Genomic DNA, 22,946 nt, shown 5'->3' on the forward strand with positions numbered 1-22,946 from the left:
GCCGCGGGAGGGGACCGGAGACTCGGTGGGGCACGGCGTTCCTCTCGTCGGCGGGCAGAGCGTCATCCATCGCCGACCAGACTTCCCGGCACACCATTGCGAGGAGACTAACAGCTGGGAACCGCTGAGCATCCCGCCCTTCCGAGTTCCGGGCGGCGTCGCCGCGGAGCCCGGAGGGACGGGCCCCGCAGCACGAGACGGCGGCAGAGGTCCTCAGCGCGTCGGCGCCACGAACCCCTCGGGCTTGACGAGCACCACGGGGACCGGCGACTCGATCGCCACGCGCTGGGAGGTCGAGCCCAGCAGGATCTTCCCGATCGGGGTGCGCTTGCGGATGCCGAGCACCACGAGGCTCACGTCGTCGTGCTCGACGGCGTCGAGGATGTCGTCGGCGGGGTCGTCGCGTTTGGGGACGGTGCGCAGCTCGTACTCGAGCCCGGTCTCCTCCAGCCGCTCGTCGAGCGGACGCCGGTCAGTGACGCCGCGGGCCTTGCGGGGGTCGGGCGCCCGCTCGGAGGCGAGCACCAGCAGCGAGTCGCCGCGACGCTCCGCCTCCTTCACGGCGAAGGCGAGGGCGGCCTCGCTGGTGGCGCTGGGGACGTAGGCCAGCAGGACGGTGGTCATGGGATCTCCCTCGATCAGCGGGTGGTGGGGACGGGTCCGGCTGCGCCGGGCACGGACTGCGGCGGCCGCCGCGGCGGATCAGTCCTTGCCCAGCTCGTCGGGATGGCGGAACCGGGTCCGACGGGCGCGCACGGCCCTGTTGTAGGACCAGGTGATCACGTACAGGATCAGTCCGATCCCGAGCAGGCCACCGGCGATCACGTAGTTCTGGCTGGGCTGCGCGAGCGGCGAGATCAGGGCGAAGGAGGTGATCGCGCCGATGATCGGCAGCACCGTCGGGGTGCGGAAGTGCGGCACGTCGACCGTGTCCCTGCGCAGCACCATCACCGAGATGTTGACCATCCCGAACACCGCCAGCAGCAGCAGCGCGGTGGTTCCGCCCAGGGCGGCGATCGTCCCCTCGGCGAGCACGTAGCGCACCGAGAGCACGAGGACGGCGGCCAGCACGGTGGAGAAGACGATGCCGGACCACGGGGTGCGCCGGCCCCGCAGGACACCCTTGAGGAAGCCGGGCAGCACGCCCTGCTTCGCCATGCCGTAGAGCAGGCGGGAGGCCATCATCATGTTGATCAGCACCGTGTTCGCGACCGCGAAGATCGAGATGAACGCGAAGATCGTGTCGATCGGGATGCCCGGCGCGCCGACCTTCACCACCTCGAGCAGCGGGGTGGTGGATTCGGTGAGCCGGCCGATCGGCACCACCGCGACCGCGAGGATCGAGATGAGCACGTAGATCACGCCGGTGATGGACAGGCCGGTGATGAGCGCCCTGGGGAAGTTCTTGACCGGGTCGACGGTCTCCTCGGCCATGTTCACCGAGTCCTCGAAGCCGACCATCGAGAAGAACGCCAGGGCGGTCGCCCCGATGATCGCCATGAACATGCCCTTCTCGTCCTGGGTCTCGAAGAGCACGACCCGCGAGAGGTCCGCCTGGCCGCGGCCCACCGCGAGGAACCCCACCACGATCACCAGCGCGAGGCCGGTGAGCTCGATGACGGTCAGCACCACGTTGGCCTTGACGGACTCGGAGACGCCGCGCAGGTTGATCAGGGCCACGAGCGCCAGGAAGACCAGGGCGATCGTGGTGGCGAGCGGGGAGGCGGCGTCGCCGAGGGACTCCTCCAGGGAGAAGGCCTTGAGCACGTTCTCCGCCAGGAAGATCGCACTGGTCGAGGCCGAGGTGATGCCCGAGGACAGCACCGCGAAGGTGACCATGAAGGTCACGAAGTGGATGCCGAAGGCCTTGTGCACGTAGAGGGCGGCTCCCGCGGCCTGCGGGTACTTCGTCACCATCTCCACATAGGACAGCGCCGAGACCATCGCGACGGCGAAGGCGATGATGATCGGCACCCAGCCGGCGCCGCCCACCTCGCCGGCGACCCGGCCGGTCAGGGAGTAGACGCCGGTGCCGAGGATGTCACCGACGATGAACAGCAGCAGGAGCTTGGGCGTGATCGCCTTCTTCAGCGCCGGCTGGCCGTCGTCCTCGATGTCGTCGGGCGCGGCAGGAGCGGTCTCGTGGGTCTCGCTCATGAGGATCCTCCCAGGGAAGGGGACAGGAGACCGTCGAGGGGAGCGGCCCGGGCCCGCAGAGGGGCCGGCTGCCGCGGGGATCCGCACGACGGTGGAGGAACTCTACCCCTCGGTGACGCGCCTCACGGCGTGCGATCGCGCGCCGCGCCATCGGCGAGGACCGCGTCGTGGACGGGCTCCGAGGACGGGCCGCGGCCCGGCTCCGAGGCGGACTCCCCGCGCTCCTCCCCGACCCCGGCTTCCACTGTCTCGGCATCGGCGTCGGCGTCGGCGTCGGCGTCGTGGGAGTCCAGGCGCAGGGTCTGCACCCACTGCCGGGAGGCGTCGGAGCTGATCGCCATCACGCCCAGCGCGGAGGCCCCGGCCCCGACCAGCAGGGAGTGGGCGACGTCGCCGACCATCGAGGTGGCGACCACGAGGCGGGCGAAGGCGTCGGCCGTGAACAGTCCCATCAGGGCGATCCGCGCCCAGCGGCTGCGACGCAGCACCCCGATCTGCAGCAGGAGCAGGACCACCGCGAAGGCGGTCGACGGCAGCAGCTGCTCCTCGCCGGGCAGCAGCAGGGCGATGTCGGGGACGCGGGAGACGAGGTCCTCACCGCTCAGACGAGCCCCCCACTGCACCGCGACCAGCACGGTCTGGAGCAGCACCAGCAGCCCCGTGAAGACGACGGTGGGCGGCGGCAGATGGTGGTCGGCGGCCCGCGCGATCACCTCGTGGAAGTCGTCGACCGTGCCGTGCCACTGGGCGGTCAGCTCGTCGGCCACCTCGACGCGGCGCCCGGCCCCGCCGCCCAGCCGTGCCGCCGCCAGCGCCGACTGGGTGGCCGCGCGGGCACGGGACTTCATCACCGAGGTGCCCGTCGGCCGATGGCGCGAGAGCATCATCGCGCTCGCCCCGTCGGAGCGGGCCGCGGCCCCGGCCACGTCGATCACCGGCAGGTCCCCGTCCGTGCGGAACCGGTCGCCCTGCCCGTTGCGGTCGTGGTAGGAGGTGGAGAACTCCTCGATCACCTCGATCTCGACCTCCGGGTCGGCGAAGCGCACCGTGTCCACCAGGTAGTCGCGCTCGACGTCGATGTTCTCGTCGATGCGGTGGGTGATCTGCAGGGTGAAGAAGGAGAAGCCGACGGCGCGGTCGTAGGTGCCCGCCGCGAGCCAGTCGGTGCGGTACCCGCCCGGCAGCACGAAGTCCGGAGGCATCCGCCAGAAGCGCACGTGGTGGCGCTTCGTGGTGGTGCCGCCCACCTCCTGCTGGTAGGTGAAGTCGTGGCGCCTGCCCATCAGGTAGAGGTCCGAGACGGGCGCGGCCGGGTACGAGCGCCGCAGCAGGGTCGAGCGCACCATCGACCAGGCCGAGGCGAGGGTCCGCTCCTCGGCCAGCACCCAGCCGGCGCGCCGCATCGCCACGTGCAGGTCGCGCTCGGGGCCGTCGAGGGCGATGTTGATCGGGTCGGAGAGCACGCCCTCGGTGGTGCGGGTGCGGCCGAAGAAGTAGTCGGGCAGGTAGATCCAGGTCATCAGCTGGTGCAGGCGGGGCAGCGTGATGTAGGTCAGCAGGACCCAGAAGCCCAGCAGGTACAGCAGCCGCACCGGGGTCAGCGAGAAGCCCTCGACGAGGTACAGCAGGGCGAGCCAGATCGAGACCACCACGCCCGCGGCGATGAAGAGGTTGTCCAGCAGGGCGTAGAGCTCGAACCGGCGACCCCGCGCGGTGTGCCCGCGCTCGTGGTCGTAGACGGGGGGCTCGACGGGGACCGGGCGGTCCAGGGGCGACAGGCGCGCCTCACGTGCCGGCGTCACCGGCCGCGCTCCGAGGTCCACGACGTCATGGACCCCATCGTAGAGGGCGCGGCCCACCGGTCGCGGCCCACCGGTCGCGGCTCACAGGGTCGCGGCTCACAGGGACGCGGCGGGCCCGTCTGTGCGCCCTCGGCGAACCGACGCGGCGGCCCGGGCCCGTCGGCCGTAGTCTCGACGGGTTCCCCACCGAAGGAGTCAAACGATGACGAGCATTCCCGCTGTCCGCTTCCACGACGGCCAGGAGATCCCCCAGCTCGGCTACGGCGTGTGGCAGGTCGAGAACGACGTCGCGGCCGACGTCGTCGAGCAGGCGCTGCGCGCCGGCTACCGCCACATCGACACCGCCGCCGTCTACGGCAACGAGGAGGGCGTGGGCCGGGCGATCCGCGCCTCCGGCGTGCCGCGCGAGGAGATCTTCGTGACCACCAAGCTGTGGAACGACTCCCACGCCCATGACGACGCCCTCGCCGCGATCGACACCTCGCTCGAGAAGCTCGGCCTCGATCACGTGGACCTGTACCTCATCCACTGGGCCAAGCCGATCCAGGGCCGGTACCTCGAGGCCTGGAAGGCGCTCATCGAGATCCAGAAGAGCGGCAAGGCGACCTCGATCGGCGTCTCGAACTTCCCCAAGGCGGAGCTCGAGGAGATCATCGAGGCCACCGGCGTGACCCCCGTGATCCACCAGGTCGAGACCCACCCCAGCTTCCAGCAGACCGAGCTGCGCGAGGTCGAGGCCGCCCACGAGATCCTCCACCAGTCCTGGTCCCCGCTCGGCCAGGGCGGCGGGGGCAGCGACCTCGACGAGCCCGTCCTCCGCGAGATCGCCGAGGCGCACCAGGTGAGCCCCGCACAGGTCATCATCGCCTGGCACCTCGCCAAGGGCTTCGTGGTGATCCCCAAGTCCGTCACCCCGGAGCGGATCGTCTCGAACCTGCAGGCGTCGGAGCTGACGCTCACCGAGGGCGAGATCGCGAAGATCGACGCCCTGGACCGGGCCGACGGTCGCATCGGCGGCGACCCGCAGACCTGCGACTTCTGAGCAGGCACTGCTGAGCAGCCGCGGCTGAGCAGTCGCTGCTGACCGGGTCCCGCCGACCAGGACCCACCACCGGCCGGACAGGCCGACGGGCTCGGCCCGGCTCCCCTGCGGGAACCGGGCCGAGCCCGTTCCTCAGCGTGTCGGAGTGCGGCGGCTCGGGGTCCGACGCGCGGCCCGGGCGACGAGCAGGGCCCCCAGCAGCCCCAGCAGCAGGAACCCGGCGGAGCCGAGCAGCGCGATCCGCGTGCCGTCGGCGAAGAGCGTCCCGAGCTGGTCGAGGGTGCCGGCGTCGGTGCCCTGGGCCCGCAGCTGCGGGAGGACCGCTCCGGCGGAGTCCGTCATCGCCCGCCCGAGCCCTGCGGCCTCGCCCGTGAGGGCGTCGGCGCGGGTCGCGAGCCCTGCAGCCAGCAGCGCCCCCGAGATCGCGGTGCCGAGCGCCGTGCCGAGCTGGCGCACGGTCGACTGGGTCGCGGATCCCTGCCCGGACTGCTCGACGGGCACGGGCGCCAGCACCGTCGAGGTCAGCTGCGCCGAGGCGAGCCCCAGACCCAGCCCGTAGACCACGAGCACCCCGACGATCAGCGGGATCGAGGTGGCCGGCCCGAGCGTGAGGGCCAGCACCCCCACCCCGGCCACCTCGAGGACGAGGCCCGCCAGCACGGTGCCGGGGGCCCCGATCCGTGCCGAGAGATGACGGGCTGCGGTGCCCGAGGCGAAGGCGCCGCCCGCCATCGCGGCGAGCACCAGGCCCGCCTGGAGGGTTCCCAGGGCCAGCACGTCGACCAGGTACAGCGGCAGCACGAACAGCAGCCCGAACTCGCCGATGGCGACGGTCCCCGCCGTGAGGTTCCCCCAGGCGAAGGCCGGCAGGCGGAACAGCGTCAGGTCCAGCAGCACCTCCCGTCCCGCGGCGGTGCGACGGCGCTCCCACCCCAGGAACGCGCCCAGCAGCGCGAGACCGGCCAGCAGCAGCGGCGGGACCACGGAGAGGTCGCCGGGCAGGCTCACCGTGAGGCCGCCGATCGTGAGCGGCTCCACCTGCGTCCACCAGCCGAGGGTGCCCGCCTCGATCACGGCGAACACGAGGCTGCCGAGGGCGAGGGCGCTGAGGACCGCGCCGAGCACGTCCGACCGGGAGCGCGCGGCGGAGCGGTCCGTCATCTCCCGCGGCACCTCGCGCGTCTCCCCCACCCAGGCGAGGGTGCCGCCGACCACGGCGAGGCCGATCGGGACGTTGACCAGGAAGATCCAGGGCCAGGAGAAGGAGCTGGTGAGCCATCCGCCCAGCAGCGGGCCGAGGGCTGCGGCACCTGCCATCACGGCACCCCAGACGCCGAAGGCCGCCGCCCGCTCCGTCCCGCGGAAGGTGGCGTTCACGGTCGAGAGGGTCGAGGGCAGGATCAGGGCACCGCCGACGCCCTGCAGCAGGCGGGCGGCGATCAGCGACCCGGCCCCGCTCGCGAGGGCGGCGAGCACCGAGGCGGCCACGAACACGAGCACGCCCGCGAGGAAGAGGCGGCGGCGGCCCAGGCGGTCGCCCACGCGGCCGGAGATCAGCAGCAGGGCCGAGAGCACCACCGCGTAGCTGGTGGTGACCCACTGGGCGTCGGCGAGATCCAGCGAGAGATCGGTGATGATCGCGGGCAGGGACACCGCGACGATCGAGCCGTCGATCACGATCAGGGCCAGTCCCGCGGCGAGCACGCCGAGGGCCTTCCAGCGCCGGGGATCGGCGGCGGGGTCGGGAGTGGGATCTGTCGCGGAGGCGGCCCGGGAGGTCGCACCGCCGGGGAGGAGGCGCGTGTTCGTCATGACCCCACGATATGACGCGGTGTCATCTCCTGGGATCGTCCGAACGGTCGATCCCCGGGACGTGCCCGCCGCGGCTCGGGCGAGCCCGTGGCCCTAGGCTGGAGGCCCCGACCACGAGGAGCCCCGATGCCCGTCCCCGCCCTGCCCCTTCCCGACGGGACCACGATCCCGCAGCTCGGCTACGGAGTGTTCCTGGTCGAGAACGAGATCGCGGCCGACGTCACCGATCGCGCCCTCGCCGCGGGCTACCGGCACGTCGACACCGCCACCCGCTACGACAACGAGGAGGGCGTCGGTCGCGCCCTGCGCAACGCCGCGGTGCCGCGCGAGGACCTGTTCGTCACCACCAAGCTGTGGAACGACGCGCACGCGCACGACGACGCGATCGCCGCCTGCGAGGCGTCCCTGGACCGGCTGGGCCTGGACCAGGTCGACCTGTACCTCGTGCACTGGGCCGCGCCCTCGCAGGGCCGGTACGTCGAGGCCTGGCGGGCCCTGATCGAGATCCGCGAGCGCGGCCTCGCCCGCTCCATCGGGGTCGCGAACTACCCGCTCCCCCAGCTCGAGGAGGCGATCGACGCCACCGGCGTGGCCCCCGCGGTCCACCAGATCGAACTGCACCCCTACTTCCAGCAGCGGGAGCTGCGGGAGTTCCACGCACGGCACGGCATCGTCACCGAGTCCTGGGGGCCGCTCGGGCAGGGGAAGTCCGATCTGCTCGAGAACCCGGCGATCACCGATGTCGCGGCGGCGCACGACGCCTCCCCCGCGCAGGTGGTGCTCGCCTGGCACCTGGCGCACGGCCTCGTGACCATCCCGAAGTCGGTCACGCCCTCGCGCATCGTGGAGAACCTCGCCGCCGCGGAGCTGACGCTCACGGCCGAGGAGCTCGCCGCGATCGACGACCTGGACCGGCCCGACGGCCGCGGCGGAGCGGACCCCGCGACCCGGTGAGTCCCGCCCCGCGGCGCGACGCCGGGCCGCGACACCGGGCAGCGAGACCGGGCAGCGACTCAGTAGTACACCGCGAGCGGGCCCGTCGGCCCGTCGATGACCTGCACCGGGGTGTCGAAGACGCGCGTGAGCACCGTGCCGTCCATGATCTCCGCGACCGGGCCGGCCTCGACCACGCCGCCGTCCTTCATCGCGATGATGTGGTCCGCGTAGTGGGCGGCGAAGTTGATGTCGTGCAGCACCACCACGATGGTGCGCCCCAGCTGCCGCGCCGCGTCGCGCAGGCGGCCCATCATCTGGACGCTGTGGCGCATGTCGAGGTTGTTCAGCGGCTCGTCGAGCAGCACGTACTCGGTGTCCTGGGCGAGCACCATCGCGACGTAGGCGCGCTGCCGCTGGCCGCCCGAGAGCTGGTCGAGGTAGCGGTCCTCGAGGTCGTCGAGGTCCAGGAAGTCGATCGCCTCGGAGATCTTCTGCTCGTCCAGGCGGGTCAGGCGGCCCTGGGAGTAGGGGAAGCGGCCGAAGCCCACCAGCTGGCGCACGGTGAGCCGGGTGATGAAATGGTTCTCCTGGCGCAGCACCGAGAGGATCTTCGCCAGGTCCTTGGAGGCGGTGGAGGAGACGTCGTAGCCGGCCACCTCGATGGCGCCCTCGTCGATCCCCAGCAGCCGGCCCACCATCGTCAGCAGGGTCGACTTCCCGGCGCCGTTGGGCCCCACCAGCGCGGTCACCCCGCCGGAGGGGATCTCGAGGTCCAGCGGACCGATCTCGACGGTCCCGGAGACCGAGGTGTACTGCTTGCGCACGGCATCGATGGTGATCACAGCCGCCCCTTCCGCATGATGACGACGAGGAACACGGTCCCGCCGACGAGCTCGATGATGATGGACACGACCCCCTGCGCGTAGAACACATGGTTCATCACGAAGTACGCCCCGGCCAGCACCACGAAGCCCGTGAGCACGCCGATCGGCAGCAGCCGACGGTGGTCGTGGGTCCCGGCGAGCTGGAAGGTCAGGGTCGCGACCAGGAAGCCGAAGAAGGTCATGGGGCCGACGAGGGCGGTCGAGACCGCCATCAGGATCGAGACCAGGACGAGCATGTAGATGGTCTGGCGGCCGTGGTCGACCCCGACGTTGATGCAGACGTCGCGCCCCAGCGAGATCACGTTGAGCCTGCGGGCGTTGGCCCAGATCAGCGCTCCGGCCACCAGGACCATCGGGATCGCGTAGGGCAGGTATTCGGAGCTCGCGTTGGTCACCGAGCCGAACAGCCGCGCACTGAGCACGTCGAACTCGCTCGGGCTCAGCAGGCGCTGCATGAAGGTCGAGACCGCGCCCATGCCGCCGCCGATGATGATGCCCACCAGCAGCATCACCTGGATGTTCGCGTACTTCCCGCGCAGCAGCCAGCCGTAGAGCAGCACCGAGAGCCCCACCATCGCGAGGACCTGCAGCAGGAACTGGCCGGTGCCCTGCAGGGCGACCACCCCGGCCACGCCGAGCACGTAGACGGCAGTGGTCTGGATGACCGTGTACAGGGACTCGAAGCCCATGATCGAGGGCGTGATGATGCGGTTGTTCGTGACCGTCATGAAGGTGATCGTCGCGATCGACTGGCAGAACGCGACCACCGCCATCACCACCAGCGAGGTCGCGCGCATCTCGGCGATGAGCCAGAAGCCGCGCGACCCGGCGGGCATGGGGTTGTCGATCGCGAGCAGCCCGGCGCCGAAGCCGACGGCGAGCACCGCCAGGGCGCCGAGGATGATCCAGTAGCGCCGACGGGAGCGCGCATCGGGGAACGCCCCGGCGCTGGTGCGCACACGCTGGGGCGCTCCGAGCGTCTCGAGCTCCTCGACGAGGTCGGCGGGCGAGGTGCTGATCGTCGGCGCGAGGGCCGCCTCCTCGGCGGGGACGAGGCGCCGCTGGCCCTGCGCGCTCAGGACGCGCTGCGGGGTGCGGGTGCGCTCAGCCATGACGGCGCTGCCTGACCAGGAGGAGGATGAACACGACGGCGCCGACGATGCCGAGGATCAGCGAGACCGGCACCTCGAAGGGCATGTTGACGAGGCGTCCGATGAGGTCGCAGACGGTGACGATCGCGATCCCCAGCAGGCACACCCAGGGCAGGTTCGAGCGCAGGTCGTCGCCGCGGATCAGCGAGACGACGTTGGGGACGATCAGCCCCAGGAACGGCAGGTTGCCCACCACCACGGTGACCACGCCGGTGGCGATCGCGACCAGGCCGGTCCCCAGCAGCAGCACTCGCTGGTAGTTCACGCCGACGTTGGTGGCGATGTCCTGGCCGAGGCCGATCACGGTGAGCCGGTCCGCGACCACGAACACCGCGATCCCCACCAGCAGCACGATCCACAGCACCTCGTAGTTGCCGCGCAGCACCGAGGTGAAGGAGCCGGCGAACCAGACCCCGAGGTTCTGCAGGGCGTCGAACTGGAGTGCGACGAAGGTGGAGACGGAGCCGACGACGGCGCCCAGCATGATCCCGATGATCGGGACGATCAGGGAGCTGCGCAGCGTCACCTTCCGCAGGAACAGGAAGAACACCATCGTCCCCACGAAGGAGAAGATGATCGCGACCGTCATCCGGGTCAGCAGCCCGGCGCCGGGGGCGAGGACCATCACCAGGATCAGGCCCAGCCCGGCCCACTCGGTGGTGCCCGTGGTGGAGGGTTCGACGAAGCGGTTCTGCGTCATCAGCTGCATGATCAGCCCCGACATCGCCATCGCGGCGCCGGCCAGGACCAGCGCGACGGTGCGGGGGATGCGGGTGATGGCGAACATCTGGGCGCCGTCCTCGGCGCCGAAGACGTCGTACACCCCGGTCAGCAGCGAGGCGACCAGCAGCAGCGCGACCAGCACGATGCCGATCAGCAGCTTGCCGTCGACCAGGTGCTCACGCCGTCGGCTCCCCTGCGGGGGCGCCTCCGTGGCGAGGGCGGGAGTGGACATCAGGACTCCTGGGTGGGGCCGACGGCGGTGAGGTGAGCCGGACCCCGATCAGCGGCGCGCCGCGCGGCGGGCGGACCCGGGCAGGTCCGGACCTCCGCGCGGCGGGCCGCGTGGGCGGTCGTGGCTCAGGCCTCGAGCGCGTCGGCCAGCTCGTTGAAGAACTCGGTGTAGGTCTGGATCGACTCGTTGGTGTACGTGTCCGCGGGCATGTAGACGACGTTGCCCTCGGCGACCGCGGTGACGCCCGCGAGCGCCTCCGAGGAGTCCAGCAGCTCGTTGGCGGGCTTGTACTCCGGATCGTCGGCGGAGACGGCCGCATCGCGGTCCATCACCAGTATCCAGTCCGGGTTCGAGTCGGCAATGGCCTCGACGGAGATGTCGTCACCCTCGTGGTCGTCGCTGGCGCCCTCGACCTCGAGCGCGGGGACGAAGCCGAGCGCGTCGAAGGTCCATCCCAGGGCACGACCCTGACCGGGGGCGATGTAGCCGATCTCGCCGCCGGAGGTGTTCACGGCCATGACGGTGGAGGAGCCGTCGTAGGCGGCGCTCACGCGCTCGATCGCGGCGTCGAGGTCGGCGCCGAGCTGCTCGGCCTCGCTCTCCTTGCCGAAGATCTGTCCGAGCGCGGAGACCTGGCGCTTGAGCTCCTCGGCGAAGGGCTCGTCGTCCCGGGGATCGAGCTCGAGGACGGTGGCGTCGGGCGCGTACTTCACGAAGTCGTCGTGGTACTGCGAGAACCGCTGGCCGTTGATGATGAGGGTGGGCTCGGCGGCGACCACGGCCTCGAGGTCGGGCTCGCGGTGGTTGCCCAGGTCGATGATGGACTCGTCGTCCCGCATCGGGTTGGTGCTGGGCATCAGCGCGCGGGCCGCGGCGGTGAGGGTGACGCCCCAGTCTGCGAGGGTCTCGAAGGTGCGGTTGTCGGTCGCGACGACGGAGGCCGGGGGGACCTGGACGGTCTGGGGGCCGTTGTTGTCCTCGATCTCGATCGTCCCCTCCCCGCCCTCGCCGTCCGCGGCCTCCACGTCGGCGGCGTCGGTGTCGGAGGCGCTGCCGCCGCAGGCGGTGAGGGCCAGTCCGAGGGCTCCGACGGCGGAGAGGGCGCCGAATCCACGGCGGGTGAAGGAGGTCATGGCGAGTCTTTCTCTCGGCGAGCGCGGGCGCCGTCGATCAGGGCGCACCAGGGGACGCACTGAGGCTAGCCTCACTTCACCTGATTTCGCCACCTGAACGTTGCTTTATTCCACTGGGTGGGCAGTGATCGTGGTCTCATCGCAGCGCGCCCGGCCTGCACCCATCGGGCCGGCGGCACGCCGCGAGGACCGGACGCTAGGCTGTTCTACGGCGCCGCGGGAGGGTCGCGCGCCGAGGGGAGGACCATGGACGACCGCTCCGGTGGCCAGGCGCCGCAGCTGCCCGACTTCTCCGGCCGCGCCGCCGATCCCGACGGCACGCAGGGCATCGGCGGCTACGGTACGGCCGGAGGGGCCGGCGACGGGCACGGCGGTCGCCCGCCCCGGGACCGTGACCACGGCGATCCCGGCCGCGGGGGCAGGGGGCCGCTGCTCGCGGTCGTGCTGGGCACCGCCGGATGCCTGGCCGTGGTGCTCGCGATCGTGGCGCTCGTGCTCTCCCAGACCGTGTTCCGCGGAGCTCCCGAGGACCCCACCGGGCAGGAGCCGTCCGCGGTCGAGGAGGACCCCGAGCGGACGCGTCCTTCCGAGTACGTCCCCTCCGAGGAGCAGACGGACGAGGCGGGCGACGGGGAGATCACCCTCGCGGAGCAGCCGACCGTCGAGTGCACCACCCACGACGACGTGGGCGAGAGCGAGCAGGCCCAAGGGGTGGTGCGCGGGGGCGGCCTCGAGTTCACCCCGGCCGACGGCTGGGACGTGGGCGGGGACTGGAGCGGCTCCTCGGCGTACACGGTGGACCAGGGCTTCGCCCACCAGCCGGTCGAGAACGGCTGGTACTCGGTCATCGGGGTCGGCGCGGTGGACTTCCCCGAGGACGAGGGCGGCTACCCGGGAGCGCAGGAGACCGCGCGGGCGATCTTCCAGTGCTCGCTCAGCCGCGACGACGCCCAGGAGATCTACGGCGACCCCGTCGAGCTCATGGAGTACCGCGAGGAGGCCACCACGGTCGACGGCCACCCGGCCCGGGTCGTCGGCGCCGACGCGCAGCTGGACGAGACCGCGCTGTTCCACACCACCGACGCCTGGCGGCTGGTGGTGATCGTGGTGGATGCGCCCGAGGGGCCGGCGGTCTTCCACGGCGGCGCCGCTCTCGGCCACGACCAGCAGGTCGCCGACCTCGAGGCGATGATCGAGAGCCTGCAGGTGGCGTGAGCTCCGAGGACCGGGCGACGGCCCGACGTCCGACGGATCCGCACGAGGTGTCGATCCGGGGAGGCGTCGTTCGTCATAGTGGTGTCCGGGCCGCTCGGCCCGGGCACCGCACCACCTGAGGAGTGACCATGAAGTACGTCCTGCTGCTGATGGGGAATCTGGCCGACGATCGCTGCGGCGAGACCGAGGAGGGCCCGGGCGTCGAGGAGTTCATCGCGTTCGACGCGGAGCTCGAGGAGGCCGGGGTGCTCGCCGGGGGCTTCGGCCTCACCGACCCGGAGGAGGGAACGAGCCTGACCAGGGCCTCGCGCGAGGCGGAGCCGGTGATCACCGCGGGCCCCTACGCCGAGAGCAGGGAGTTCGTCGGCGGCACCATCGTGATCGAGGTGGACACCCTCGACGAGGCGCTGGCCTGGGCGGCGAAGTGCCCCGGCGCGATCGGCGGGCGGGTCGAGATCCGCCCGATGCTCGAGCTCTGACCGGTCGACGCCCGGCCGACGGAGCCCAGAGCGACAGAGTCCAGAGCGACAGAGTCCAGAGCGACGGAGCCACGATGGACATCGACCCCGACGCGGCGGACGGGAGACCGTCGGCGGACGACGTGCTCGCCCGGGTGCACCGGGAGGAGCGCAGCCGTCTGCTGGCGACCCTCGTGCGCCGCTTCGGGGACCTGGACCTCGCCGAGGACGCCGCCCAGGAGGCGATGGAGGCCGCGCTGCGCGACTGGCCCGACACGGGCGTGCCTCGCAGCCCGCTCGCCTGGCTGACCACGGTGGCGACCCGCTCCGCGCTGGATCGGGTGCGACGGGACGCCACGTCGGCGAGGCGGCTCGCCGAGCTCCACGTGAGGCAGGGACCCGCGGTCGCCCCGGCGGCCGATGCGGCCGCCCTGGCCCTCGGCGATCTTCCCGACGAGCGCCTGGCCATGCTCATGGGCTGCTGCCATCCGGCGATCTCGCCCTCCGACCGGATCGCCCTCATGCTGCGGTTCGTGGGCTCGCTGAGCACTGCGGAGGTCGCGCAGGCCCTGCTGGTGCCGGTGCCGACGCTCCAGGCGCGGATCACGCGGGCCAAGAAGCGGATCGCGGCGAACCGGATCCCCCTGACGGTGCCCGCCGACCCCGTCGAACGGGAGCGCCGCCTGCCGCTGGTGCTCACCGCGATCTCGCTGGTCTTCACCGAGGGCTACGCGGCGACCAGCGGCGACGCCCCGATCCGGCAGGAGCTCACGGCCGAGGCGATCCGCCTGGCCCGCATCCTGCACCGCCTGCTGCCCTCGGCCACCGAGGTGCAGGGGCTGCTCTCCCTGCTGCTGCTCACCGATGCCCGCTCCCCCGCCCGCCAGGAGCCCGACGGCACCCCGATCCCCCTCGAGGACCAGGACCGTGCGCTCTGGACGCCCGAGCAGCTCCGGGAGGGGATCGCGCTGGTGGAGGCCGCCGCGGGAAGCCCCGCCGCGGGCGCGTTCACCATCCGCGCCGCGATCGCCGCGGTGCACGCCGAGGCCGGGAGCTTCGAGGCCACCGACTGGGAGCAGATCGTCGCGCTCTACTCGATGCTGCTGGGCCACGGCGAGGATCCGGTGGTGCGCATGAACCGCGCCATCGCCGTGGGGCGGGCGCGCAGACCGCAGGACGGTCTCGACGCGCTGCTCGCGCTCGCGGACGAGCCGATGCTGGACCGGCATCACCCGTACCACGCCGCGCTCGCGCTGTTCCACGAGGAGCAGGGGCAGGGCGAGGCGGCCGTCGCGGCCTGGCGCCGCGCGATCGACCTCGCGGACAACAGCGCCGAGCGCCGCTTCCTCGAGCGCCGGCTGGAGCGCGCCCGCGAGCGGGGCTGACTGCGCCGGAGCGGGATGCCCGCGGGCCGGGGGTCAGGCGTCGGCGGACCTCTTCCCGCCCGAGAGCAGCAGCGCCGCCGCGATCGCGAGGAGCCAGGTGTCCTTGGCGACGGCCGTGCCGTCCTGCGTGGGGCGCACGCCGTCGGCCTCGGTCATCCCGGGAGTGCGCAGGTACATCGAGACCATCGAGCCGGAGAACGCGGCCAGGCCGAGGCCGGCGACCCTCGTGGGCACGAAGGGCAGCAGCAGGGCGGCGCCCACGGCGATCTCGCCGTAGCTGAGGAACTTCCCGAACTGCTCGGGGGTGAGCTTGCCGAGCGGCGGCACCCCCTGGGCGGCCATGCCCTGGAGGGACTCGGCCGCCTCGGCGGGCAGGCCGAGCTTGCCGATGCCGGAGTTGAGGATGAACGCGCCGGGGACGGCGCGGAGGACGGCGGTGCTGAGGGCCATGGGGGTCCTTCCGGACGAAGATGATTGCGTTTTCAACGATACTCGGGGGTGGCGGCCTTGTCGAGCCCCGTCTCTCCGCCCCGGCTCCCGACGCGGCAGACTGGGGCGATGCGTTCTGCGTCGGCGGGTCGACGATGAGCACCTTCGCCCTGGCCCTGGTGCTCGTGGCCGCTCTCTGCCATGCCCTGTGGAACCTCGCGGCGAAGCGGGTCGGCACCGACGGCTACACCTTCGTGTGGTGCTACGACGTGGCCTCCGTGGTGCTCTGGGCGCCGCTCGCGGTCCTCGCCCTCCTCGCCGCCGGGCAGGGCCTCTCCCCCGCGCTGGTGCTCGCCTCGTCGCTCTCCGGCGTGCTCCACATCGGGTACCAGCTCGCCCTCCAGACCGGCTATGCGCGGGCGGACCTCGGCGTGGTCTACCCCGTCGCGCGGGGCGTCGGTCCCGTGCTCAGCATGGCGGTCGCGATCCTGCTGCTCGGGGAGCGCCCGGGCTGGGTGGCGGCCGTCGGCGCACTGGTGGTGATCGGCGGGATCGTGGTGGTCGCGACCGGCCGCTCCGCCGCAGGCCGACACGGGGTGCGGGCCGGGGTGACCTGGGGAGCGGCGACGGGCGTGGCCATCGCCGCCTACACGCTGTGGGACAGCATCAGCGTCACCACCCTCGGCCTGCCGCCGATCGCCTACTTCGTCAGCAGCTGCCTGTGGCAGGTGGTGCTCATGACGCCCACGCTGCTGCGCCGTCATCGCGCGAGCGTGGCCCCGGTGCTGCGCAGCCGCTGGCGCGAGATCACGGCGGTCGCCGTGCTCTCCCCGCTCGCGTACATCCTGGTGCTGGAGGCGATGCGCACCGCCCCCGTCTCGCTGGTGGCTCCCGCCCGGGAGTCCAGCATCGTGGTGGGCTCCCTGCTGGCGTGGCGGCTGTTCAAGGAGCCCTCCCCGGGGCGGCGGCTGCTGGGCGCCGGGATCGTGCTGGCGGGGATCGTGCTCATCGCGCGGTGACGGCGCGACCTCGAGGGACCGGACCGGGGGCGCGGGTCAGCGTCGCGCGAGGACCTCGAGGTGCAGCAGGGTGAAGCAGGAGTCGGGATGCGCCGCCCAGTCACGGAACGCCCGGGCCATCTCCTCCCGCGAGGCGGCATCGGCCCACCCCTCGCGCTCGACCTGCTCCGCGAAGGGGCCTGTGGTGAGCCGGCCCGTCCAGGTCGCCGCCCAGCTCGCGCGGCCCTCCGCCGTCGCGTACAGCTGGGTCGAGGTGCTCAGGGTGACGTCCTCGAGACCGGCCTCGTGGGCCCAGGCCAGCAGGCGCCTGCCGGCATCGGGGGTCCCGCCGTTGGCGCGGGCCGCCCGCAGGTAGAGCTGCAGCCAGCGGTCCAGGCCCGGCAGCTCCGGCCACCAGCGGAAGCCCTCGTAGTCGCTGTCGCGGACCGCGACGATCCCGCCGGGGCGGGCGACCCGCCGGAACTCCGAGAGCGCCGCGACCGGCCCGGGGAGGTGCTGGAGGACCTGGTGGGCGTGGACCACGTCGAAGGCGCCGTCGGGGACGGGGAGCGCCTGGGCGTCACCCACCATGACCTCGACCTCCTCGAGCCCCTGCCGGGCGAGCTCGGCCCGGGTGAGCTCGGCGGCCTCGTGACCCACCTCGAGGGCGACCACGTGCCGGGGTCCGACGAGGCGGGCGAGATCCGCGGTGATGGTCCCGGCCCCGCTGCCCACGTCCAGCAGGCGCATCCCCGGCCGCAGGTGCGGCAGCAGGTGGGCGGCGGAGTTCTCGGCGGTGCGCTCGCGGTGGCTGCCCAGCACCGCGGCGCCGTAGCCGTGGGTGTAGGCGGGGCGGCCCCGGTCGGGGCGAGGTGCGCCAGGCATACGGCCGACGGTACGCCGCGCCGTGCACGGGCCCGGAGGACGCCCGGGTGCTGGACCCGCGACGCGCACGGAATCCCGGCGGCACCGGGTCTCAGCGGGGAGGCGCACCGTCCGAGGACCCGCACCGGTCCGACGGCTGAGGGGCTTCCTCGAGGGCCGTCCGCGACCGGCAGCAGGCAGACAGACGCCGGCTGACGGACGCCGGCAGAAGGACTCGCACTCCGGCCCGCCGACGCCGCCCCCCGCGGCCGCGACCTCCTCTCAGGAGGTGCGTGCCCGTCGGTCGCCGCGTCGGCCCCACAGCGCGCCGACGACCACCACCGCGATGCCGACGGCCGAGCCGATCAGCGTCTCGAGCACGCGCGCCGCCAGCAGGGGACCGGTGGGCTGCGGATGGGCGAGCTGCACCATCAGCAGCGCCAGCGGGGTGATGAACAGCAGCGCGAAGGCGTAGTTGCGCAGGACGTACAGCTCCGCGACGAACTGGAGCACGACCACCCACACCACCAGCTGCCAGGCCTCGGCGGGGAAGGAGAGCAGGAAGGCGGTGGTGACGATGCCCAGCGTGGTGCCGAGGGCGCGATGCAGGCCGCGCTCCACCTGGAGCGTGCGCCCGGGGGCGGCGAGCGGGGCGATCGCCGCGATCTGCGCCCAGTACGGGAACGGCAGGCCGGAGAGCAGCCCCAGCACCCCGGCGGCCAGGGCCGCGATCGCGAAGCGGGCGAACTCGGTGCCGAGCCGGCCGCGGGTGAACTGCTCCCGCGCGGCCCGGACGTCGGCGCCGGGGTGCCTCTCGCCCGCCCAGTGGCCCAGCAGGCCCAGCAGCACGCACAGGGCCGCGCAGGATCCGGCGACGAGGAAGGCGGCCCCGATCGGGGCGGCGGGAGGGGCGGCGCCGACGGCCGCGACCGCGAACAGGGGGAAGATCGCGCCGCCGGGCTTCAGGCCCGTCACCAGCACCACGGTCGCCGCCGCGCCCGCGACCACGGCGCCGACCACCAGGGCGAGCCACGACTCCGCGACCGGGGGCATCGACTCCCCGACCTGGGCGAGGACCGCCCCGAGGGTCACGCACGCGGTGAGGATCCCCCCGGCGAGGCACTGACGGCGGAACCTCATGCCGGTGGGCTCGTACCTCGAGTAGATGCCGGTGAACGCGCCGAAGCCGACGTACATCGCCCACTCCGCGCGATCCGTCAGCAGCAGCACGGCCATCGGTATCGCCAGGCCCACCGCGATGCGGAAGGCAGGGATGTGGTCCACCCGGCCGGGGGCGAGGCTCAGCGTGCGCCGGGCGGTGTCCCTGATCCGTGACGATGCCGAGGGCACGCGACTCCTTCCGAGGGTGGTGCGCACGAGAGGCGCCGATCCACTGTAGTCCCGTCGGCAGGCCGCATCGCCCCCTGCTCCGCGGCACTCGTGGGACACTGCACCTCAGCCACACCTTCGTCGTCGTCCGGTCCTCACCGGACCCTCTCCCGACCGGAGCAGACATGACCTCTCCCGCCCCCGGCACCGCCGCCCCGCTCGTCGGCGGCCGCGTCATCGAGACCGCCGGCATCGAGATCATCGCCGAGTCCGAGCGGACCGCGACGCCCCGCGACCTCTTCTGGCCCTGGTTCGCCGCGAACGTCTCCGTGTTCGGCATGAGCTACGGCTCGTGGGTGCTGGGCTTCGGCATCTCCTTCTGGCAGGCGGTGCTGGTCTCCACCATCGGCATCGTCGTCTCGTTCCTGCTGTGCGGCCTGATCGCGATCGCCGGCAAGCGCGGCTCGGCCCCCACGATGGTGCTCTCCCGGGCGGCGTTCGGCGTGCACGGGCAGAAGGTGCCGGGCGTCGTCTCGTGGCTGACGTCGATCGGCTGGGAGACCTTCCTGGCGATCATGGCGGTGCTGGCCACCGCGACCGTGATCACCCAGCTGGGCGGCGACGGGCAGAACGTGGCGCTGAAGGTGATCGCGACCGTCATCGTCGCAGCGCTCATCGTGGCGGCCTCGGTGCTGGGCTACCACACGATCATGAAGCTCCAGTCCGTGCTGACCTGGCTCACGGGCGCCGTCACGATCCTCTACGTCGTGCTGACCATCCCCCACATCGACCTCGCGACCGTGCTGGCCCGGCCCGACGGGAGCATCGGGCAGGTCATCGGCGCCCTGGTCATGGTGATGACCGGATTCGGGCTGGGCTGGATCAACATCGCCGCGGACTGGTCCCGCTACCAGGCGCGCACCGCGTCCGACGGCGCGATCGTCGCCTGGAACACGATCGGCGGCTCGCTCGCCCCCGTGATCCTGGTGGTCTTCGGCACCCTGCTCGCGGGCTCCGACGAGAACCTGGCCGATGCCGTCGCCGACGACCCGATCGGGGCCCTGGCCACGCTGCTGCCGATCTGGGTGCTGGTGCCCTTCCTCCTCACTGCCGTCCTCGCGCTGGTCTCCGGCGCGGTGCTCGGCATCTACTCCTCCGGGCTCACGCTGCTGAGCCTCGGGATCCGGATCCCGCGCCCGACCGCCGCGGCGATCGACGGCCTCATCCTCACCATCGGCACCATCTGGGTGGTCTTCTTCGCGACCGACTTCCTCGGTCCCTTCCAGAGCTTCCTGATCACCCTCGGCGTGCCCCTCGCCTCCTGGGCGGGCATCCTCATCGCCGACATCCTCACCCGCCGCGCGGACTACGACGAGGCGGCCCTCTTCGACGCCCGCGGCCGCTACGGCGCCTGGGACCGGACCTCGATCGGCACCATGGCGGTGGCCTCGGCGATCGGCTGGGGCCTGGTCGTCAACCAGTTCGCCGAGGCCGCGCCGTGGAACAACTGGCAGGGCTACCTGCTGGGGGTCGTCGGCGGCAAGGAGGGCGACTGGGCCTACGCGAACCTGGGCGTCTTCGTCGCGCTGGTGCTCTCCTTCGCGGTGGCCTGGTTCGCGCGTCGCGGGAGGATCCGCGAGCAGGAGCGGGGCGGCAGGGCCCGGGCCTCCTGACCCGAGCGCGGCGCCGGGCGCGGCTCCGTGCCGGCTCACCGCGGGCTCGGGTCCGCCCGCTCCTGGTCGACGAGGTCCCGCAGGGCCCGCCGGGCGTCCTCGATCACCGCGCCGTGCGGCGTCACCCGGTGCCAGGCGAGGTGGATCCGCCGGGCCAGCGGCGGATCGATCACGGGCAGCACGACGGTGCTCGCCCCGACACCGCTGAGCCCCAGCCGCGGCAGCACGGTGGCCCCGAGACCTCGGTCGACCATCTCCAGCGCCGTGCGATGGTCGTGCGCCTGGTGCCGGAAGGCGAGGTCGACGCCGGCGGTCCGGCATCCGTCGACGAAGATCTGGCGGCAGCGGCCGTCCGAGGAGGCGAGGTCGTCGTTGTCGATCCACGGCAGCACGGCCAGCTCCGCGAGCGAGACCGCCTCACGGGCTGCGAGGGCGTGCCCGCGCGGCACCGCCGCGACGTAGGGGTCCACCAGCAGCTGCTCGGATCCCATGCCGACCGGGGTCCCCAGCTCCTCGTCCCCGGTGACCAGCAGCTGCAGGTCCTGACCGTCCTCGACGAGGCCGCCGTCGGTCAGCTCGAGTCGCACCGAGAGGCCCGGATGGGTGAACTCCAGGTAGGCCACGAGATCGGCGATCCAGCGCGCACCGGCGCTCGAGAAGTAGCCGATGACCAGCCGCTCGGACCGCTTCTCGCGCAGCTCGGCGGCACGGTCCTCGAGCTCGCCGAGGGCCTCGAACACCCCCTCGACCTCCACCAGCAGCTCCCGGCCGACGGCGGTGAGGGAGAGCCGTCGGCCGTCGCGGGAGAAGAGCTCGAGGCCGAGGTCGGCCTCGAGGGAGCGGATCTGCTGGCTGACCGCGGAGGGCGCCGTCCCGAGCCGTCCGGCGCCGCCGCGCACGCTGCCGACCAGTGCGGTGGAGCGGAAGCACTGCAGCTGCCTCAGATCTCGCATCTCCCGACCGTACGTCCGCGGCGCACAGCTGTCCATGCCGACGGGCTTGGACAGAACAGCGTCGCGGAGCACCATGGCCCCATGCGCACCGCTCCGACCTCCGCCCCCGGCACCGTCCGGTCCGCTCGCCGGCCCCGCCGCGCCCGCCGGACCGCTCCCGTCCCGCCGCTGCGGGCGAGCCATCCGGCCCTGCCCTGGGTGGCGGCTCTCGCCGTGATGGTCATGTGGGCCTCGTCGTTCATCGTGATCCGGGCCGGCGGCTCCGACTTCTCCCCGGGGGCGATGTCGCTGCTGCGGATCGGGTCGGCCTCCCTCGCCCTGGTCCCGCTGCTGCTCGCGAAGCGGGTGCGGGCGCCGCGCACGCGCAGGACGTGGCTCGCCGTGCTCGCATGGGGCATCACCTGGTTCGCCGTGTACTCGATCGTGCTCAACGCCTCGGAGCAGCTGATCGACGCCGCGACCGCCGCGATGCTGGTCAACGTCGCACCGCTGATCGTCGCCGTCGCCTCGGGCCTGCTCCTCGGGGAGGGGCTGTCGATGCGGCTGCTGGCGGGGGTGCTGGTCGCCTTCGGCGGGATCGTGCTGATCACCGTCGCCACCTCGAGCGGTCACGTCTCCGGGGTCGGAGTGCTGCTGGGGCTGCTCGCCGCGCTGCTCTACGCGGGCAGCGTGCTGGCCCAGAAACCGCTGCTGGCGCACATCGACTCGACCTCGATGACGGTCATCGGCATCGTCGCCGGCTTCCTCGCCTGCCTGCCCTTCGCGCCCACCCTGCTGGGGGAGCTGGCCTCGGCCTCGGCGGGCTCCGTGGCGGGCGTGGTCTACATGGGCGTCCTGCCCACGGCCCTCGCGTTCCTGCTGTGGGGCTACGCGCTGACCCGCACGCCGGCCGGGGTGCTGAGCTCCTCCTCGCTCATCGTCCCCGGGGTGACGGTGGCGCTGGCCTGGCTGCTGCTGGGCGAGGTGCCTCCGCCGCTCGCGGCCGTCGGCGGGGTGCTGTGCCTGGCCGGCGCCGCCTTCGCGGTCGCCCCGAACGTCCTGGCCGCCCTGCGGGGCCCGCGCACCCCGCACGAGGGCGGCGAGCCGGGGGCCGTCCCCGATCCTGCACCTGCGGGCGCCTCCGCGCCCGCCCGCGAGGGGGGACGGGCGCCCTCGACCCCCTGAACGCCCTCTCGTACAGTGCCGCCATGGACCTCGTCTCCCCCGCCCCGGCCCGCCCCGCCACCGCCGCGTGGCTCGTCGTCATCGATCCGCAGCGGATCTTCGCCGACCCCGCCTCGCAGTGGGCCTCCCCGTCCTTCCCGGCGGCGATGGAGCGCATCGCGGACCTCGCCGCGCACGTCGGTCCCGAGCGCACCGTGGTCACGCGCTGGCTGCCGACGGCGGACCGCAGCACCGCGTGGGGCGAGTACTTCGCCGCCTGGCCCTTCGCGGACGTGCCCGCGACCGATCCGCTGTACGCGACCGTCGACGCGGTGCAGGGACTCTCCGCCCACCCCACCGTGGACGAGCCGACCTTCGGCAAATGGGGTCCCCAGCTGGCCGGGATCGTCGGCCCCGCCCCGCACCTGCTGGTCACGGGCGTCTCGACGGACTGCTGCGTGATCACCACGGTGCTCGCCGCCGCCGACGCGGGGGCGCGCGTCACCGTGGTCACCGACGCGGTCGCGGCCTCGAGCGCGGAGAACGCCGCGGCGGCCCTGCACACCATGAGCCTGTTCCCTCCCCAGGTCGAGCTGCGCACGACCGAGGAGGTCCTCGCGTCCTGAG

Annotated in this window: 21 protein-coding genes; 9 read left to right on the top strand and 12 right to left on the bottom strand. The window is 72.7% G+C overall.

The window, feature by feature from the left end; all coding sequences use genetic code 11:
- Positions 1–213: 213 nt before the first annotated feature.
- The 3 genes from ACT3SP_RS00715 to ACT3SP_RS00725 form a co-directional block, all read right to left on the bottom strand.
- Entirely contained in the window at positions 214–624 is a 411-nt protein-coding gene (locus ACT3SP_RS00715) for a universal stress protein (protein WP_444585311.1), read from the bottom strand.
- Between the two features lie 78 nt (positions 625–702).
- Positions 703–2,157, bottom strand: a complete 1,455-nt coding sequence (locus tag ACT3SP_RS00720; RefSeq protein WP_444585312.1) for an APC family permease — start codon at positions 2,155–2,157, stop codon at positions 703–705.
- A gap of 122 nt (positions 2,158–2,279) precedes the next feature.
- On the bottom strand, positions 2,280–3,959 hold the full coding sequence (locus tag ACT3SP_RS00725) for an LssY C-terminal domain-containing protein (protein ID WP_444585313.1): 1,680 nt from the start codon (positions 3,957–3,959) through the stop codon (positions 2,280–2,282).
- Between the two features lie 202 nt (positions 3,960–4,161).
- On the opposite strand from ACT3SP_RS00725, the gene ACT3SP_RS00730 reads away from it, so the two are divergent.
- On the top strand, positions 4,162–5,001 hold the full coding sequence (locus tag ACT3SP_RS00730) for an aldo/keto reductase (RefSeq protein ID WP_444585314.1): 840 nt from the start codon (positions 4,162–4,164) through the stop codon (positions 4,999–5,001).
- Positions 5,002–5,133: 132 nt separating this feature from the next.
- On the opposite strand, the gene ACT3SP_RS00735 is transcribed toward ACT3SP_RS00730, so the two are convergent.
- A complete protein-coding gene (locus ACT3SP_RS00735) occupies positions 5,134–6,813 on the bottom strand; it encodes an MFS transporter (protein WP_444585315.1) in 1,680 nt (559 codons plus the stop codon).
- A gap of 126 nt (positions 6,814–6,939) precedes the next feature.
- Here ACT3SP_RS00735 and ACT3SP_RS00740 point away from each other — a divergent pair, with 126 nt between their 5' ends.
- Positions 6,940–7,767 (top strand): aldo/keto reductase, encoded by an 828-nt coding sequence (locus tag ACT3SP_RS00740; RefSeq protein ID WP_444585316.1) that lies wholly within the window; start codon positions 6,940–6,942, stop codon positions 7,765–7,767.
- A gap of 59 nt (positions 7,768–7,826) precedes the next feature.
- On the opposite strand, the gene ACT3SP_RS00745 is transcribed toward ACT3SP_RS00740, so the two are convergent.
- From ACT3SP_RS00745 to ACT3SP_RS00760, 4 genes are all read right to left on the bottom strand, one after another.
- Positions 7,827–8,591, bottom strand: coding sequence for an iron ABC transporter ATP-binding protein (locus ACT3SP_RS00745; protein WP_444585317.1), 765 nt, complete (start codon positions 8,589–8,591; stop codon positions 7,827–7,829).
- Positions 8,588–9,745: an iron chelate uptake ABC transporter family permease subunit gene (locus tag ACT3SP_RS00750; protein WP_444585318.1), complete on the bottom strand. Its 1,158-nt coding sequence runs from the start codon at positions 9,743–9,745 to the stop codon at positions 8,588–8,590. Before ACT3SP_RS00750 ends, ACT3SP_RS00745 begins: the two co-directional genes overlap by 4 nt.
- Positions 9,738–10,739 (bottom strand): ABC transporter permease, encoded by a 1,002-nt coding sequence (locus tag ACT3SP_RS00755; RefSeq protein ID WP_444585319.1) that lies wholly within the window; start codon positions 10,737–10,739, stop codon positions 9,738–9,740. Before ACT3SP_RS00755 ends, ACT3SP_RS00750 begins: the two co-directional genes overlap by 8 nt.
- Before the next feature lie 125 nt (positions 10,740–10,864).
- Positions 10,865–11,872 (bottom strand): siderophore ABC transporter substrate-binding protein, encoded by a 1,008-nt coding sequence (locus ACT3SP_RS00760; RefSeq protein ID WP_444585320.1) that lies wholly within the window; start codon positions 11,870–11,872, stop codon positions 10,865–10,867.
- 246 nt (positions 11,873–12,118) lie between these two features.
- Here ACT3SP_RS00760 and ACT3SP_RS00765 point away from each other — a divergent pair, with 246 nt between their 5' ends.
- From ACT3SP_RS00765 to ACT3SP_RS00775, 3 genes are all read left to right on the top strand, one after another.
- Positions 12,119–13,087 (top strand): hypothetical protein, encoded by a 969-nt coding sequence (locus ACT3SP_RS00765; RefSeq protein WP_444585321.1) that lies wholly within the window; start codon positions 12,119–12,121, stop codon positions 13,085–13,087.
- Between the two features lie 128 nt (positions 13,088–13,215).
- Entirely contained in the window at positions 13,216–13,566 is a 351-nt protein-coding gene (locus tag ACT3SP_RS00770) for a YciI family protein (RefSeq protein WP_444585322.1), read from the top strand.
- A gap of 74 nt (positions 13,567–13,640) precedes the next feature.
- Positions 13,641–14,930 carry an RNA polymerase sigma factor gene (locus ACT3SP_RS00775; protein WP_444585323.1) on the top strand — a complete coding sequence of 430 codons (1,290 nt, stop codon included), beginning with the start codon at positions 13,641–13,643 and terminating at the stop codon, positions 14,928–14,930.
- Positions 14,931–14,963: 33 nt separating this feature from the next.
- Here the strand turns inward: ACT3SP_RS00775 and ACT3SP_RS00780 are convergent, their stop codons facing one another.
- Complete coding sequence (locus ACT3SP_RS00780; RefSeq protein WP_444585324.1) at positions 14,964–15,380, bottom strand: hypothetical protein; 417 nt, start codon at positions 15,378–15,380, stop codon at positions 14,964–14,966.
- A 134-nt stretch (positions 15,381–15,514) separates the two neighbouring features.
- Between ACT3SP_RS00780 and ACT3SP_RS00785 the strand changes: the two genes are divergently transcribed.
- Complete coding sequence (locus ACT3SP_RS00785) at positions 15,515–16,378, top strand: EamA family transporter (protein ID WP_444585325.1); 864 nt, start codon at positions 15,515–15,517, stop codon at positions 16,376–16,378.
- A 36-nt stretch (positions 16,379–16,414) separates the two neighbouring features.
- On the opposite strand, the gene ACT3SP_RS00790 is transcribed toward ACT3SP_RS00785, so the two are convergent.
- On the bottom strand, positions 16,415–17,242 hold the full coding sequence (locus ACT3SP_RS00790; protein WP_444585326.1) for a methyltransferase domain-containing protein: 828 nt from the start codon (positions 17,240–17,242) through the stop codon (positions 16,415–16,417).
- 261 nt (positions 17,243–17,503) lie between these two features.
- Positions 17,504–18,571 (bottom strand): FUSC family protein, encoded by a 1,068-nt coding sequence (locus ACT3SP_RS00795; protein WP_444585327.1) that lies wholly within the window; start codon positions 18,569–18,571, stop codon positions 17,504–17,506.
- Positions 18,572–18,735: 164 nt separating this feature from the next.
- Between ACT3SP_RS00795 and ACT3SP_RS00800 the strand changes: the two genes are divergently transcribed.
- A complete protein-coding gene (locus tag ACT3SP_RS00800) occupies positions 18,736–20,223 on the top strand; it encodes a purine-cytosine permease family protein (protein ID WP_444585328.1) in 1,488 nt (495 codons plus the stop codon).
- A 35-nt stretch (positions 20,224–20,258) separates the two neighbouring features.
- Here ACT3SP_RS00800 and ACT3SP_RS00805 read toward each other — a convergent pair whose 3' ends face one another.
- Entirely contained in the window at positions 20,259–21,176 is a 918-nt protein-coding gene (locus ACT3SP_RS00805) for a LysR family transcriptional regulator (protein ID WP_444585329.1), read from the bottom strand.
- Between the two features lie 81 nt (positions 21,177–21,257).
- On the opposite strand from ACT3SP_RS00805, the gene ACT3SP_RS00810 reads away from it, so the two are divergent.
- Together ACT3SP_RS00810 and ACT3SP_RS00815 are read left to right on the top strand one after the other, a co-directional pair.
- A complete protein-coding gene (locus ACT3SP_RS00810; protein ID WP_444585330.1) occupies positions 21,258–22,340 on the top strand; it encodes a DMT family transporter in 1,083 nt (360 codons plus the stop codon).
- 23 nt (positions 22,341–22,363) lie between these two features.
- On the top strand, positions 22,364–22,945 hold the full coding sequence (locus ACT3SP_RS00815) for a cysteine hydrolase family protein (RefSeq protein ID WP_444585331.1): 582 nt from the start codon (positions 22,364–22,366) through the stop codon (positions 22,943–22,945).
- Position 22,946 lies beyond the last annotated feature (1 nt).

Origin of the sequence: Brachybacterium sp. AOP43-C2-M15 (assembly GCF_052446295.1) — a bacterium.
Taxonomy (GTDB): domain Bacteria; phylum Actinomycetota; class Actinomycetes; order Actinomycetales; family Dermabacteraceae; genus Brachybacterium.